14 protein-coding genes, 1 other RNA gene and 1 pseudogene are annotated in these 15,781 nt (G+C 45.1%); 5 read left to right on the plus strand and 11 right to left on the minus strand.

Annotation, left to right across the window (positions count from 1 at the left end; translation table 11 throughout):
* Positions 1-78 precede the first annotated feature (78 nt).
* From rpiA to AAX10_RS04875, 7 genes are all read right to left on the minus strand, one after another.
* The gene (rpiA, locus tag AAX10_RS04845) at positions 79-744 is read right to left on the minus strand and encodes a ribose-5-phosphate isomerase RpiA (protein WP_036362742.1); all 666 of its coding nucleotides are present in this window, start codon (positions 742-744) and stop codon (positions 79-81) included.
* 125 nt (positions 745-869) lie between these two features.
* Positions 870-966: signal recognition particle sRNA small type (gene ffs, locus AAX10_RS04850), an RNA gene on the minus strand.
* A 63-nt stretch (positions 967-1,029) separates the two neighbouring features.
* The gene (locus tag AAX10_RS04855; RefSeq protein ID WP_036362745.1) at positions 1,030-1,533 is read right to left on the minus strand and encodes a phosphoglycerate mutase family protein; all 504 of its coding nucleotides are present in this window, start codon (positions 1,531-1,533) and stop codon (positions 1,030-1,032) included.
* The gene (locus tag AAX10_RS04860) at positions 1,530-2,855 is read right to left on the minus strand and encodes an NAD(P)H-dependent glycerol-3-phosphate dehydrogenase (RefSeq protein ID WP_036362749.1); all 1,326 of its coding nucleotides are present in this window, start codon (positions 2,853-2,855) and stop codon (positions 1,530-1,532) included. The genes AAX10_RS04855 and AAX10_RS04860 overlap by 4 nt, the downstream gene beginning before the upstream one ends.
* A 49-nt stretch (positions 2,856-2,904) precedes the next feature.
* The gene (locus AAX10_RS04865; protein ID WP_226997740.1) at positions 2,905-3,483 is read right to left on the minus strand and encodes a nitroreductase family protein; all 579 of its coding nucleotides are present in this window, start codon (positions 3,481-3,483) and stop codon (positions 2,905-2,907) included.
* Positions 3,484-3,494: 11 nt separating this feature from the next.
* Entirely contained in the window at positions 3,495-4,598 is a 1,104-nt protein-coding gene (gene zapE / locus AAX10_RS04870; RefSeq protein WP_046700006.1) for a cell division protein ZapE, read from the minus strand.
* Between the two features lie 8 nt (positions 4,599-4,606).
* Positions 4,607-5,254: an alpha/beta hydrolase gene (locus tag AAX10_RS04875; RefSeq protein ID WP_046700007.1), complete on the minus strand. Its 648-nt coding sequence runs from the start codon at positions 5,252-5,254 to the stop codon at positions 4,607-4,609.
* Between the two features lie 214 nt (positions 5,255-5,468).
* Here AAX10_RS04875 and AAX10_RS04880 point away from each other — a divergent pair, with 214 nt between their 5' ends.
* Positions 5,469-5,822, plus strand: coding sequence for a hypothetical protein (locus AAX10_RS04880; protein WP_046700008.1), 354 nt, complete (start codon positions 5,469-5,471; stop codon positions 5,820-5,822).
* A 166-nt stretch (positions 5,823-5,988) separates the two neighbouring features.
* Here the strand turns inward: AAX10_RS04880 and AAX10_RS04885 are convergent, their stop codons facing one another.
* Positions 5,989-6,360: a winged helix-turn-helix transcriptional regulator gene (locus AAX10_RS04885; RefSeq protein ID WP_046700009.1), complete on the minus strand. Its 372-nt coding sequence runs from the start codon at positions 6,358-6,360 to the stop codon at positions 5,989-5,991.
* A gap of 684 nt (positions 6,361-7,044) precedes the next feature.
* Complete coding sequence (locus tag AAX10_RS04890) at positions 7,045-7,314, minus strand: DUF4238 domain-containing protein (protein ID WP_046700010.1); 270 nt, start codon at positions 7,312-7,314, stop codon at positions 7,045-7,047.
* Between the two features lie 212 nt (positions 7,315-7,526).
* Between AAX10_RS04890 and AAX10_RS10285 the strand changes: the two genes are divergently transcribed.
* The 4 genes and pseudogenes from AAX10_RS10285 to AAX10_RS04910 all read left to right on the plus strand — a co-directional run bounded on the left by AAX10_RS10285 (position 7,527) and on the right by AAX10_RS04910 (position 12,043).
* On the plus strand, positions 7,527-7,952 hold the full coding sequence (locus AAX10_RS10285) for an MFS transporter (RefSeq protein ID WP_046700011.1): 426 nt from the start codon (positions 7,527-7,529) through the stop codon (positions 7,950-7,952).
* Between the two features lie 397 nt (positions 7,953-8,349).
* A complete protein-coding gene (locus AAX10_RS04900; RefSeq protein WP_046700012.1) occupies positions 8,350-10,344 on the plus strand; it encodes a BCCT family transporter in 1,995 nt (664 codons plus the stop codon).
* Between the two features lie 460 nt (positions 10,345-10,804).
* A pseudogene (locus AAX10_RS04905) lies at positions 10,805-11,095 on the plus strand (nuclear transport factor 2 family protein); the annotation flags it as partial.
* 165 nt (positions 11,096-11,260) lie between these two features.
* Complete coding sequence (locus AAX10_RS04910; RefSeq protein WP_149038856.1) at positions 11,261-12,043, plus strand: hypothetical protein; 783 nt, start codon at positions 11,261-11,263, stop codon at positions 12,041-12,043.
* Between the two features lie 52 nt (positions 12,044-12,095).
* Here AAX10_RS04910 and AAX10_RS04915 read toward each other — a convergent pair whose 3' ends face one another.
* Both AAX10_RS04915 and cydD read right to left on the minus strand, forming a co-directional pair.
* Positions 12,096-13,856, minus strand: coding sequence for an amino acid ABC transporter ATP-binding/permease protein (locus AAX10_RS04915; RefSeq protein WP_080947047.1), 1,761 nt, complete (start codon positions 13,854-13,856; stop codon positions 12,096-12,098).
* Positions 13,853-15,682, minus strand: a complete 1,830-nt coding sequence (gene cydD / locus AAX10_RS04920; protein ID WP_080947048.1) for a thiol reductant ABC exporter subunit CydD — start codon at positions 15,680-15,682, stop codon at positions 13,853-13,855. The genes AAX10_RS04915 and cydD overlap by 4 nt, the downstream gene beginning before the upstream one ends.
* Positions 15,683-15,781: the final 99 nt, after the last annotated feature.

Raw genomic sequence — 15,781 nt, forward strand, 5'->3', positions numbered from 1 at the left:
GTGATGTGGTTATTAATAAAATATCACATATTATAAAACCCGCCAATGACGGGTTTTTGATGCATGTCTTGACTGATATTAAAACCGTACGGTATCCACGCCTTCATCGCCTGCCTTTAGCATGATGTTCGCTGACTGCGCTGCAAAGATGCCATTACAGACCACGCCAACGATATTATTTAGCGTCTTTTCAAATTCGTCAGGGTTACTGATGTCCAAATCATAAGTGTCCAAAATCACATTACCATAATCGCTAACAAATCCTTCACGATAGACCGGATCACCGCCTAACTTGACCAGCTCTCTGGCAACGTATGATCGCGCCTGTGGCAAGACTTCTACTGCAACTGGGAATTTGCCAAGCTTTTGCACGACCTTGGAATCATCAACCATGCACACAAAAGATTTGGAAGCTGCTGCGACAATTTTTTCGCGTGTAAGCGCACCGCCACCGCCTTTGATCATGTTGCCCTGCGCATCAATCTCATCTGCACCATCGATGTACAGATCAAGCTCACCCACAGTGTTTAGATCAAAAATCTCAATGCCTAAAGCGCGAAGCTTATCTTCGGTGACTTTAGATGATGATACTGCGCCTTTTAGTCGAACATCTGCCAATAACTCAATCAAGCAATTCACCGTGCTGCCCGTGCCAACACCTAAAATCATGCCATCTTCGATGTAGCTTAAGGCGGCTTTGGCAGCAGCTTGTTTTTGGGTGAGTTTTGGATCGACTGTGGTCATGATGCACCTATGGCTAATGTTTATTGAGGGAATATTATTTTACGATAATTACATCAAAAATGATAGCATTCATTAAAATAATTAATAAAATCATATACTTATATGAAATTTAGGCAAAAAAATGACTTCATCAGCACATCTTCGGCACACTTTGTATCTACTACCGTTGCTACCTTCCGGTCCTGGCGGGGTTCATAGTACAAAGTTGCGAAGTTACCGATGAAGCCAAGCCCATATTATACTTAAAAAATCATAATTTGCAAGTATATTTTTACGTTGCGCTGATCAAGGCTGTGTTGGGATGAATTGGGCAATCTGCTTAGCAAGTTCGGGGGCTATAACTTCGGTGCCAAACACACGGCATTCAGCCAGCTCAAAGCCACTAGGCGATAAACCATCTAAAATCGCTGCCATGCGTGCAACGATCGGCATATGACAAACGATGATTACCGTAAGCTCATCGGTCTCCATGCCAAACTTATGACGGATGGCGCAGTCAATATCATCAAGTCCGATGTTTGGATCATCATCCGGCGTGATGCTGCTGATGGTGATAAAGGCAGGATTCTGTTCTGCATCCACCAATGACTCAAGGATAATCGCTGCGGTCTGATTAGCGCGGTTATATGGACTGGCAATGATCGCATTAACGGGCGATTCTTTGCTGTAATTTACCAAAAAATCTGCCGTCTCATGAGCTTGCTGCTTGCCAAAATCTGTCAAATCGCGACCAGCATCATCAGCACAATATGGCCCTGCTTGACCATGCCTTACAAAGATTAGCTTCATGTTGGCTCTCCATCATTGTCATTATCAACCTTAGCGGACTTGGCGTCTTTACTTGCCTTTAGCACTTCATCGAATTCTTCACTAAGGCGCGCGTTACTCTCATCGTGCGGCATGACGAATTCAACATCACTTCTAAATCCAGCCTCCATGAGATTTAAAGCGATACCAAGCGGTGCTTTATCTTCATATAGCACAGCATGCAGCGCATGAGTGATGGGCATGTAGATGCCCAGATCTTTGGCGCGCTCATTGACTTGAAGGATGGTATTTACCCCTTCGGCTGTCTGTCCTAGTTTTTTGATGGCGTTATCAAGGCTGATGCCCTTGCCAAGCATGTTGCCAATGCGATAGTTGCGACTAAGCACGGAATTACAAGTGGCGTACAAATCCCCGACACCTGATAAACCCAAGAAGGTCAAAGGATTGGCACCTACCGCCGCACCAAACCGACTCATCTCCGCCAAGGCGCGCGTCAGTAGCATCGCCTTAGTGTTATCCCCTACATCATAAGCGGCTGCCATGCCCATGGCGATGGCATAGATGTTCTTTAAGGCGCCACCAAGCTCCACCCCTTTGACATCATCAGAGGCAAATACTCTAAAAAATGCACTGTGTAACGCTTCTTGCACTGCCATACGAAGCGCTTCAGAATCACTGGCGATCACGGTGGCAGATGGCATGTTATCCATGATCTCAAGTGCAAGGTTGGGTCCGCTCACCACACCAAAATCCACCTGTGGCAGTACATCAGTGATAATGTCACTCATCATGGCGAAGGTGTATTTCTCCATGCCTTTAGTCAGTGAGATGACTGCCTGATGCGTGATGTATGGCTTGATCTGATGTAGCATCTCTCTAAACGCCGAGCTTGGCACAGCCACAAAGATGATGTCTTTGCCCTCGACCGCTGATTTTAGGTCATGGCTGAATTTAAGATTCTCATCGAGCTTATGATTAGGCAGGTATTTTTTATTAATGCGAGTTTTTTTCATCGCTTTGACAGTGGCTTTATCGCGCACCCAAAGGGTTGCATCACAGCCATTACGCGCTGCCATGTTTGACATGGCCGTACCAAAGCTGCCACCGCCCAAGAACACCAATCTTAGCGGCGCGCCATCTTGAGTGTTTGATTCATCAATGCCAAGCTTAGAAGGGTTCATTTTTTTCTTTTTTAAGCCTGCAAATTCAGCGATGTTCGAGATGATGGGCGCGTTCTCTATGCCGGAATCTTTGATGGCATGCACCGCTTCATCAATACTACTGCTTGCAGCATCGACAATTTTTTTTACTTTTGAATTGTTAACCGCTTTGGGTAATTTCATGGCAAGCCCTTTGATGGTTGTTATGATCCATTAATATGATAAACGTGAATTAATCGCAAAAGCTCACAAAGTCATTGATGTCAATGCTCTCACGCACAGGCATCTGTACATCGCTTGAGCCAACATAAACAAACCCACAAATCGTGTCTTTATCCGCCACATCAAAATGCGCTTTTACTACTGGTTCATTACAAAGTGGCCCTGTACGCCACACCGTGTGATAGCCCAATGATTCTAGTGCAAGCAGTAGGTTCTGAATGGCGGCACCTGCACTCAATAACTGCTCAAATGGTGGGACTTTTTCGTGTTCTTTGATGTCAGTCGCCACCGTGATAATCATTGGCGCGCGCATTGGCATGTTTAGTAGCTTTTGGCGTGCGGTGTCATCAAGGGCATCAGCTGGCGCGTTTACTTCTTCTGCCTGTAATAACACTCTGCCAAACTCAATCAAAGCCTGTCCAGTAAGCACGGTAAATTTCCAAGGCTTTAGCTGCTTATGATCAGGCGCAGCAAAAGCAGCTTGAAATGCGGCAGCAAGCTCGTCATCGTTTGGTACGGGTAGAACAAGCTTACCGATGCTGCGACGCTGATATATGGTGGTTAATACAGTGTTGTTTTGGTTATCCATGGCAATCCTCATCATCCTTCTACTCGATGCTCTTCAGCAAGATAATCCTCAGACTGGATCTCAAGCAGGCGAGAACGCGTACGCTCAATCTCAAAGGCAAGCTTCTCACCTTGATACAGCTCCAATATCGACTGTTCGGCACGCACCAGCAGCTTCACACGGCGATCATAGAACTCATCGACCAAGTAAATAAAGCGGCGCACAGGATCCATCAAAGTATCGTTCAATGCAGGCACGTTATCGACCATCACTGTATCAAAATCATTGGCAATCTCAATAAAATCTGCCGCTGAACGTGGTTGCATACATAGGGCGCGAAAATCAGTAAGCAGCATGGTCTCTGTACGTTTGATGATGGCAATCTCACGACCTGCGATGGTGATTGGCGCATCTGTCACCGTCTGCCCTGCCGCCAAAGTATCAAACCGCTCTGACAGCCAGCCTTTGGTATCGTCTGACAGAGGATGAGTGTATAGCTTGGCTTGTTTTAATAAACGTAAGCGGTAATCAATACCAATATCAATGTTCATCACGGCGGTGTTTTTTTCGACCTGCTCGATGGCTGGCAAGAATCGATTACGATGAATGCCGTTCTTATACAGGCCTGCCGGCTCAATGTTCGATGTCGCAACTAGGGTAATGCCACGCCCGAACAGCATGGTAAATAGATCACCCAAGATCATCGCATCAGACACATTCGATACAAAAAACTCATCAAAACAAATAACGATCGCCTCTTCGTGGATGATGTCGGCAACTTTTTGAAGCGGATCAGATTGACCTTGAAGCTTGACCAGCTCGGACTGTACACGCTGCATAAAGTGGTGAAAATGCATGCGCATCTTACGCTTGATGGGCAGGCTCTCATAGAACATGTCCATCATCCACGTTTTGCCACGACCAACCCCGCCCCACATGTAGAGACCTTTTGGTGGTGTTGGTTTTGATTTGAACAGACTGGCAAAAAATCCTTGCTTGTTGTTCTCATCTGCACGCACAATTTCGTGGTGCAGATTGTCAAGATAAGTCATCGCCTGTAGCTGTACCTGATCTTCACTAAAATTCCCTGTTGCAAGTGCCGCGCGATAACGCTCTAACGGAGTCTGAATGGTCATAATTATCCTTAAATCTTGGTATGTGCCGCTAAGGCATTCTTTAGATCAGTAAGCTTACCATGAAAAAGATGCCCAACGTCTGGCATCACAGTGCTATCGAATCCTCGTTCGTTGGCAAATTGCTGCAGCAGACTAGGCGCAACCAACCCATCCTTATTGCCATAGATAACAAAAGTATTATTGGCTTCGATGGACAGCTGACTGGCATCGTTACGAACGATGGAAGGTGCGATCAACGCTAGATTATCAAGCTTAACATCATCAAATACTGATGATTTATGAATCAGATCCGCCATGCGACATGCCACAAAGCCACCAAAGCTAAACCCGCCCATCCACAATCGTCTGGCCCCAGTCTTCGTCAATGCCCAAGCCAACACCGTCTGCGCATCGACAAACTCGCCATCGCCATACTCTGAAACGCCAGTCGAGCGCCCCACCCCACGATAGTTAAAACGCACCACATCCATGCCCGCATCACGGCAGAACCTGTACATGGTACTTACCACTTTATTATTCATCGTACCGCCATCTAATGGGTTGGGGTGGCAAATAAGCGCAAGCATGTCAGAAGGCTGTCTGTCCCCATCCTGCCAAATCGCATCGACTTCGAGTACGCCATGGGGTGCATTTATAAGCGTGATTTCGTTTTTCATGGTAAAAATTTACTTAAATTTTGCATTATAACACAATTTTTTGATAAATGAGTTGTGTAGATTCTATGCATTTTTTGATGGATACCGCAATGATTGCTAAGGCTGGGTAATCTTATTCACAAATTTATTACAAGGTCTGCTAAGAATATTAAGTATAATCGAGCCAATCTCATGGTATTTGAGATTACTCCATTATTACCCATAAGGAAAACCCATGAAAAAATTAGCTCTTATCGCATCAGCAGCTGTATTATTAAGTGCTTGTGCCAGCACCCAAAGCGCATCGCCGGTCATCGCCCGTGGAGACGCGACTTTCGAGACGACAGGACTTGGCAAAACCAAACTCATCGCCCAAGAAAACGCCCTAAACGCCGCCAAAAAGCAATGTGGCATGCGCACCCCTGTTATCGTTAAAGACAGCACCACCTATAATGGCGTCATGGATGAGCGCACGGGCCGTGTCATCGAACAAGGCATCAACGTGGTTGGTGCGATTTTTGGTACCGCGACACCTAGGCTTAGCCGCGATGATGATTATGAGTACAACATCAGCTTTAAATGCCAATGAGCCCAAACCAATCTAAGCCAACTATAAAACAGCGTGATTAAACTCTAATGCAAATCACTGCACAAAAAAAACGCAAGCTTTTATCTTGCGTTTTTTAATTTAGTCGAGATGCATTGCGATCAAAAACTCTGTATTTGCGCAATCCAACAAATTGATGGCTTATTTGTCATGCTGTTTTTGGCGGTATTTGACTTGCCAAAATATCACTTAAATTGACTTCAAGCCACTCCACCAAGTCCGCCACTTTGTCGCTTGCTTGTTTACCCCAGTCGGTCAAGGTATATTCCACATGGGGCGGAACGGTGTCAAAGGACTTGCGAATGAGCATACCATCTGATTCTAGCTGTTTTAGAGTCTTGGACAGCATACGCTCGGGCACACCTTCTGTCTCACGGCGCATCTCGCTAAATCGTTTGGTGCCTGATTGCAATACAACCAGCACCAAAATTCCCCAACGGCTCGTTAGGTGGTTTAAAATCGCACGGCTTGGGCAATCTTTGGCAAGAACTTTGCCTCGGTCGTCATCGTGGTGTTGCATGGTTTTACCTTTTATTAAATTAAACATTCTGGTTTGAAAGCTTAAAAATCTTGTTTTTTATCATTTTTCAACCCCTCCAAAAATATTGCACAATTGTCTTTTTGGCTTTCGTGCATATATATTTCTGAAATGTTTTTATGACAAAAGTGACGACAATTGAAGAATAATATAATATTAGACTCTTCTTTATCATCCAGATTTGTAATAATTTTTCTGCTTTGAGTAATTATATAGGATTTACATGGACTGACATTAAAAATAATCGTTAGAAAACCTTTAGGTTTGCCAAAATAAACTGGAATATTTGATATTATTAGTGCGGGTTCGTTAAATTTATACTCTTTAATAAAAATTTCCCTTTCTTTATATTTTTTAATAATCTAATTTGACCAAGATTCCTGATTTTGTAAGCTAATTTTATATAAAAAAGCAAATAGATTCTTATGTTTTTTTATTTTTTCTAAATCCTCTTCGCAAAATCCAATCTCTTTGATGGCAAGTCCAACCATAGTAACTAAACTGCTTAAATATCCTTGTTCAAATTCAAAAAAATCATCCTTATCAATATCATCTTTTAATTGATTAAAAATTTCATTCTTTAAAATAATTCATCTTGATATGATTTTAGTTTCTTAATTTCTATTGGGTTTTTCAAATGCAATAATAAAATAAACTGTATAATTTTTACTTTTCATTTCTTGCAAGGCTTTTAAGTGGATAATCTCTTGCTTTATTAATTAAAGGACTAAATTGTCTATCAATAAAAGGTGTGATGAATAAGCTTTCAATTTCGCTATCAAATTTATATAAGTTATTTTGATTTGCTAAATTTTTTGGGGCAACTAAATCAAATCTATCGCCTTGCTTGCGAAAGCAACAAATTCTACCTTCTTGATTTTGCCAATTTCTTAAATGAAATTGTGGTATAAAATGATGTTTGACAGGATTTGACATAAAAATTTTCCAAGATTAAGGGTTTGGTAAAATTCCAAATCAATGGTCTAATGAAAGCTTACTAAAAATAAGTACATACCGTTTAAAACTACCTTGTCATACACAACTTACCAAATTTTTGCACTCCTTTCCCATACTCACAAATAAGTAAGTACTACCCATAAACAATCATTTATCCTATAATGCACGGTTTTACATTGACTTGGAAAATCATGTCATCGCCCAAAAATTCAGAGTTGTTTTTACTGTTATTACTTGGTGTTTTATCCACCTTTGGTCCGCTTGTGATGGATTTGTGTTTGCCAAGCCTGCCACAACTTGCCGACTTTTTTGCCACGTCCACGTCCATGACACAATTAACACTCACTACTGCCATGCTTGGGTTGGCTGTCGGTCAGCTGTTTTTGATGGGGCTGGTGTTGCCTGCCATATCGTCATTTGCAATGAATAGCGAAAGGCAAAATGCAGGGTCGGCGTCGGCCCTGCTTGGCTTTGCTCCTTTTTTCTTGGGGGGGGCGGTGGTGTCGCCCTTGGCGGGGATTGGCGATATTTTTGTGGCAACTGCGGTAGTAATGAGTGTGTGCGGTGCTGGCGTTGGGCGTGTATTGGGGATAAAAGATAGCATTGAGAATTTGTAAGAGTAAAAGCCGTTTGAATGTTCAAGCGGTTTTTCTTTTGGTTTATAAACGCACAACACATTAGAAACAATCCAAAAAACCAAAACCATCCATTCATGATATCACTTAAATTAGCATAAAATTTGGCTGTGCCATCACCTAATAACAGGCTAAATTTGCCACCAAAATTGGTGGTGTCATGCCCTGTAAAATCCGCAACAATCCAACGCGAATTTTATTTTTTGGGTCAAATATGTTACAATCCCCTAAATATTAACGATTTTATTTGCAGATGCGCATTGTGTGGCAATGCTAATTTTGCAGGATTCGTTATTTTTGGTGTCATAAAATATGGATAGTAACCTTGGCTTATTCATATTTTATCGCACTGCCATTCATTAGAATTAAAGGAGTGTCTATGAGTACGCCCGTACCCAAAAAACACAAACATGGTTTAAATCCCGCGGTGTTCTTGACATCAGCGGGATTAATTGCATTCATCAGCCTATTCGCAATCTTGATGCCAGATTTGGCGGATGCGACATTTAAGGCGGTGCAGTCCGCCATCGTTGATAATGCCAGTTGGTACTATGTGCTGACAGTGGCGTTGATATTGCTGTTTAGTGTCTATTTGGGATTATCTCGATTGGGTAATATCAAGCTAGGTCCCGACCACTCACAACCAGACTACAGCAATCTATCATGGTTCGCCATGCTGTTCTCAGCTGGTATGGGTATTGGTCTGATGTTCTTTGGTGTGGCAGAACCAGTCATGCACTTCTTGACGCCGCCACATGGTGATGGTAGTACGATCAGTGCGGCACGTCAGGCCATGCGTTTGACCTTTTTCCATTGGGGATTACATGCATGGGCGGTATATGCTGTTGTTGCTTTGATTTTGGCGTTTTTTGCTTATCGTCATAACCTACCACTTACTCTGCGCTCGGCACTGTATCCGCTGATCGGAGATAAGATCTACGGCCCCATCGGTCATACAGTTGATGTGTTCGCGGTGGTGGGGACGCTATTTGGTCTGGCGACGTCACTTGGTTATGGTGCATTGCAGGTCAATACAGGACTTAATCATCTATTCTCATTCATCCCCGTGGGGACGACAAGTCAAGTAGTGCTGATCGCCAGTATCTGTGCGTTGGCATCCATCTCTGTGATATCAGGACTGGATAAGGGTGTAAAGTTGCTCTCTGAGCTAAACCTGGGTCTGGCCGTGATACTCATGATATTCGTGCTATTGGCAGGCTCTACAGTGTTCCTATTGCAGGCCTATGTTCAGAACGTCGGTTCGTACATCTCGAGCATTGTCAGCATGACCTTTAATCTATACGCCTATGACAAGACTGATTGGTTCGGTGGTTGGACCATCTTATACTGGGGCTGGTGGTTAAGCTGGGCGCCATTCGTTGGTCTGTTTATCGCTCGTGTGTCTCGTGGTCGTACCATTCGAGAGTTTATACTTGGTGTGCTATTCGTGCCAGCTGGCTTTACCTTCCTGTGGATGACGGTGTTTGGCAACTCTGCCATTGACATGATTCTAAACCAAGGCAATACCATGCTTGGTGAAGTCATCAATCAAGACGTATCTTTATCACTATTTGCTTTCTTAGAACAGCTGCCCATGTCAGGCATATTTAGCTATGTGGCGCTGCTGATGATTGTCTTATTCTTTATCACGTCTGCTGATTCGGGTGCGCTCGTTATGGACATGCTGTGCTCACATGGCAAAGGCAGTAAAGGCGTACGTTATCGTCTTTTTTGGTCGATTGGTGCAGGCATGGTGGCCATTGCGCTACTATTAGCAGGTGGACTGGGTGCGTTGCAGACCATGGCGATCGCCAGTGGATTGCCCTTCGTTACCGTGCTGATGATTGCGATGTATGGACTGCTAAAGGCGCTGAACGTGGACGCCCAAAAGCAAGAAATTCTACAACAAAATCTAAGCGTTCCCCTACCTGCCCAAGGTAGTGGCGTGTGGCGCGAGCGACTGCATGTAATCATGAATTTCCCAAGCCGTCAGGCGGTGAGTCAATTCGTCGATACCACAGTCAAAAAAGCCTGCGAAGATGTCGCAGCAGAGCTTCGTGAGCTGGGCGTGGATGCGAGTGTTCTTAACGAAAAACGTGGCAGCGTCGTGCTAATGACCAACCACGGCGATGAGATTGATTTCGTCTATAAGGTTCGTGTATCGAGCCATGCACAGCCTGGATTCGTCAATAGCGATAATGATGAAGACTCAGCCGAAGATGCCAATGACAATCAGACCTACTACCGTGCCGAAGTACATCTAGGCGAAGGCGGTCAGGACTATGACATCATGGGCTGGAGCACCGAAGGGGTCATTAATGACATCGTCAGCCAATATCATCGCCACATGCACTTTTTGCATAGTTTGCGTTGATGGGCTAAAAACCGTTTGAGCAATCAAACGGTTTTTTTTATTTTAAAATCAAGGGGTTGTAAATCTATTAAATCGTAAGGTGCGTACCACACACGACTTACTAAGCTGATTTTATCGGTGCATATGACGCACCCAATATTGGTTTTATTTAAAAAACATTAAAAATCGATAACCTAAAAACTTTTTTAAAATTATTTTCATACTTACAAAACTGTAAGTACTTACATAAAATAAATTTACTCCCTATAATACGCTCATCAACACAAACCAACCCAATCGGAGTTAATTTATGAAAACCATTTTGTTATCAACCGTACTAGCAATCACCGTTTTGACAGGTTGCCAAGTTGCTCACAGCACTTAGCCAAACACAATCACCAAATCCATTCCAGGCAAGGTTGTTTAGACCCAAACCGAACAGAGTAAAGCCTAGCGCGATAAAGCCAACGCCCTTGCCTTTTATGAAATGGCGTTCAATCAGCACAAAGTCGCCGAAGCCACAGCTAAATATGCAGGCAAAACCTACCTGCAACACAACCCAACGGTGGCGGATGGCGGTCAGGCATTTGTGGACGCATTTGAGCCATTTTTAAAAGAACACCCACAGTCAAAAGCAACCGTTCATCGTGTGATTGCCGAAGGTGATTTGGTGGTGTTGCACGTGCATGGCCAGCTTGATGATAATGACATTGGTGAATCAGTGGTGGATATTTTCCGTTTTGATGACAACAGCAAAATCGTGGAGCATTGAGACACCATTCAAGCCGTGCCGGAGACAACCGTGAATCGTGATACACCAATCATGGATGATAATCTATGTTAATATTTAACAACACAACACTTAATTGCCCAAAAAAATTTTGCGAAAGCATGGCGAAATTTGTTACAATGGATGAAATTTTAACTTATTATTGACATGACAACGCATTCACACAACGAAGAGCCACAGGATAAGCCCCAAGGATTATTAGAGAATTTCGCCCAAATTAGCGGATTAGACAGTGATCGACTGACAGAAGATCTGTTCGTGACTTGGCAGCAGACGCTTGTCAGCATCAAGCACAGCTATGCCGCTGCAACGAGCAATTTGATTGATGAGATTGAGGTGCCCGTCATACAGTCGCAGATTAATGATGCGCTCTATACTTATGTCGTTAAGAAAGTCGACATGGTTCACGATCTGAAGCTTGAGATTCATGAGGGCTGGCTACGTTTGTCAACGACGGTGAATGTTAAGGGGATTTTCGCCAGTGTGGCGAGTAACTTTGAATTGGTGCATCTACAGCTTGATCGCCACACTCAGCGTGTCGTATTACGACAGATCAGCGATACAGACGTGTTGGAGCTGCACAGCAAATCATGGTGGCAAGCGCCTTTGGCAAAATTTGCGGTCAATACCTATCGCACGCTACTTAAAAAAGACCCCCTGCCTTTTATCTTGAATAAGATCAAGATTAAAGGCGTTCCTTTCACCGAGCATAAAGGCAACGTCATCTATCTTGAGATTGGGCGCTGGCTAAAAAACAGCGAGCAAATCATGAACATCATCAAAAAAGTGCAAATCAATCAAGGCATTCTAGCCAAAGAACAGCTTATCTTACGTGCTAAGCCTAATTTTGGTGAGATTCTAAGCTTGGGCAATCAGGATAACCCTATCATCACTGAAAAAGACAACCCAAATAAGCCATTCAAAAAATAAACCCAATAAAAATAAAAAATCCCCGATTTGGGGATTTTTAGATTTTTGATTATCAGCCGACACGAAGTATGTCAGCATTCATCCCATCCCATAGCTGATGAGTGGCGATGGCAAGTACGCCTATGTCGCCTTGTTGTTGCATGTCAGTTAGACTCTGCCATACTCTTAGGCGAGTGGCAGAGTCTAGCCCTGCAAAAGGCTCATCAAGCAATAAGATGCTTTTTGGCGACAGCAGTAGGCGAGCCAACGCCACACGGCGACCTTGACCGCCTGATATTGCCATGCCGTACTCACCCAGTGGGGTATCTAGCCCCTTAGGCTGAGATTTTGCCCAGTCAGACAGCCCTACTTTATCCAGTACCGCCCACAACTCATCATCACTCGCCGCAGGCTTACCAAGACGTAAATTATCCGCCAAACTCTGATCAAAGATATCCACACTCTGCCCTAAGAATCCCAGCGAGCGACCAAAGTCCACACTCTGATAATCAACGCCATTAATCTGTATCCGCCCACCGACTAATGGTATCTCACCTGCTAGCGTAGCCAGCAAGGTGGACTTACCCGCCCCTGATGCTCCAATGATGAGAGTGGGCGCATGATGGCTTAGCGTGGCATTGATGCCTGTCGCCACCATAACCGCTGTCGGCATTTTCACCGAGACATCAGTTAGTGTGAGGGTGGGACTACCGGTTAATGTCTGCTTAGGCTCATTGGCATTGACCATCATCAAATCGTTAATGCGCTCTTTGGCATTGACGCTTCTGCCGTATGCCAATGGCTCAGCAACCAGTGCAGAGATGATTTCCATGAGTCCGAACACCCCCAGAGTTAAGGCAAGGATGATGGCAGGATTTAGATTAGCATAGCTGTTTAACGTCTCTACACGAAATGAAACAATCGCATTCTGTTCAAAATACTGCCCTACCACTGCCAATAACGCCACCGCAGCTAAGGCGATGATCAGCTGAATGAGTGCTTGGGTGCGTCTTTTTAGGCGCAGCACATTAGCGGTATGCGTTGAATGCTTGGCATCAAGGGCGTTCATCTGCGTTACCGCATCACTCCATCTGCCCCATGTCAGTAGCGAAGTCAGTGCTGGTAGAGTGTTTAGTAGGGTATTTTTACGTTCGACAATGAGCTTATTCTCTGTCTTGGCAAGTGTAATGCCGCGGCGCAAGGTCATGATGGCAAGCACCAACGATGATGCCATACATACCACCGTCATGGCAGCCGAAGGTAAGCTTATTAGCACCAACAGCGACAACACGATGACAGCCACGCTTGCCACGATGAGCGGCGACACCACGCGCAACGAGAATTCATCCAAGACATCAATGTCTCTAACCAGACGCTGCATCGTCTCGCCACTGCTGCGCGTCATCGCATTATTGTTCATGCGTGCTGACAAAGGCAATCTCGCCCAATGCGAAAAAAATCGAACCCGAAGATCCTTTAACAGTCCAAATACCGCATGATGCGACACCATCAGATCGCCATAACGGGCAAAGGTTCGCACGATGGCGAAGCCACGAATGATGGCAGATGGCATTAGGTAGTTAAAGGCATGACTGCCTAGAGCAATAATCCCCGCCACACTTGCCATGGTGATAAACCACCCTGCCAGCATGACCAGCCCTAGCACCGAAAGCACGGTCGCAATGCCCAATACCCACGCGATGAACCACAGCACCTTTTGACTGGCGAACAGTTCAATCAGACGAAATGACTGCTTACTGACGTAGGTCTGATTGGAGTGACCAGCTTGTTTATCCAAAAATCCTTGCACGTCTTGTCTGCCTTGTCCATTCATGCTGCACCGCCTTGCTGCTCACCAAGCTCATAAACTTTTTCAAAATTATCAGCAGCCACCTGCGCCTTGTCATGCGTTACCCAGATTACGGTCTTACCGGAACTTAATCCGGCCAATAACGCCCAAATCATCGACGCTGTCTTAGGATCTAAATGCTCAGTCGGCTCGTCAAGCAGCCAGACTTTAGCATCTTGGAGCAGTAGCTGAGCAATCGCCAATCGGTGACCTTGACCACCTGATAGTCCGCCGCCACGCTCAGCAAGCACAGTGTTTATGCCATTTGGCAACTGATTGACAATATCCCACAGGGCGACATCTTTAAGAACTTGGACGAGCTCATCATCGCTGGCAGATGGCTTGGCAAGGCGTAAATTATCCGCGATCGACATCGGTAGCAGCGGCACGGTCTGAGACAGATAGCCGATATCCGCACGTAGTCTTGATGCATCAAGATCAGCATAACGCATCAATTTACCATCAGCATGGACGATAACATCGCCCTCAAAGTCACCAAAGCCAAGCAAAATATGCAGCAGTGTTGACTTACCCGCGCCGCTCTCGCCCATCACCGCGGTACGTTCACCCGCACCAAATGTCAAGCTCGTGGGCGAGAGACGCACACGTCCATCATCGCCAAATGCCGTAATGTTCTTAAGTTCAAAGGCAGGCGGGCTCTTTAACGTCATGGCAATGTCACCCAAAGCCTTGGTTTTAAAATTAAGCATTGGGGCGATCGATTTGGCAGATGCCGTTGCTTGCCCTTTAACGTGATATTCCGCCCCCAGACGACGAAGTGGCGCATAGAACTCAGGCACGAGTAGTAGGATAAATAATGCCGTGCTATAAGTTGTCAGTAGCTGCCCTTTCGCCCATGGTAAAATCCCCATCAAGCCAAAGCCAAGATACACCGCCACCAACGCTATCGATAACGCTGATAAGAACTCTAACACCGCACTATTTAAAAAGGCGATTTTTAACACATCCATCGTACGCTTGCGGTAATCTTCTGAGCTATTGGCGATGTCTGATACGGCAATGTCCACCGCTCCGAGTCGTGACAAGGTATTCACTCCGCGAATCCAGTCTAAGAATCGCCCGCCAAGCTGCGCCAAGGCATCCATCTGCTCACGGCTCTTGCGAGTGGTGGCGATGCCAATAATCGCCATAAAAATCGGCACAAGTGGCGCTGTCACCAACAAAATTACCGCCGCCATGGGGCTATAGAACGCCACACATCCCGCCAAAATCAAAGGCGTAGTCACGGCGGTCATTTTTTGAACATTAAACCGAGCATACCCAATCAGATGATCAGGCTCATCAATTACCTTTGTCGATAGCGCGCCATCTGCGCCAAAATAACGTCTCGCCTGCCCAAGCTCACCTAATTTACCCAGCAGCTTGGCACGTACTGAGCTTGCTACTTTTAGACCTGCATCACTTAATAGATAATCTTTGGCATAACCGATGCCAATACGCCCTGCCATACACCCAAACAGCAAAGCCAAATTCAACCACAAGCCACTACCGGTCACCCGATCAGACAATGGCACGCCTTGAACAAAGCTCGTCAGCCACCCATCAAAGAGCCACACGAGCACACACGCCTGTCCCACCAAAACAACCACACTAGCAATGTCAAGCAAATACGCCATCATCATGGCTTTTTTGGCCGGTTTAAAAGTCGCCTTCAAAAACGCATTCGCCATGATGTCTTCTTGGGAGCGCCTGGGTTTTTTGCGCTTTGGTTTTGAGGATTGTGGCGATATTGATTGCCCTGCGTTGGGCGGCGCCGTGGGCGATCCGGTCGGAGTGATTGGCTCGGTCATGATATTATTATTGTTAAAATTTAGCGTTACATTATCGCTAAATTCAATGATAATTTCAAGGTAAAAACAACCCTCTGCAAGTCACGCCATCAAGACCGC

Origin of the sequence: Moraxella bovoculi (assembly GCF_000988745.2) — a bacterium.
Taxonomy (GTDB): domain Bacteria; phylum Pseudomonadota; class Gammaproteobacteria; order Pseudomonadales; family Moraxellaceae; genus Moraxella; species Moraxella bovoculi.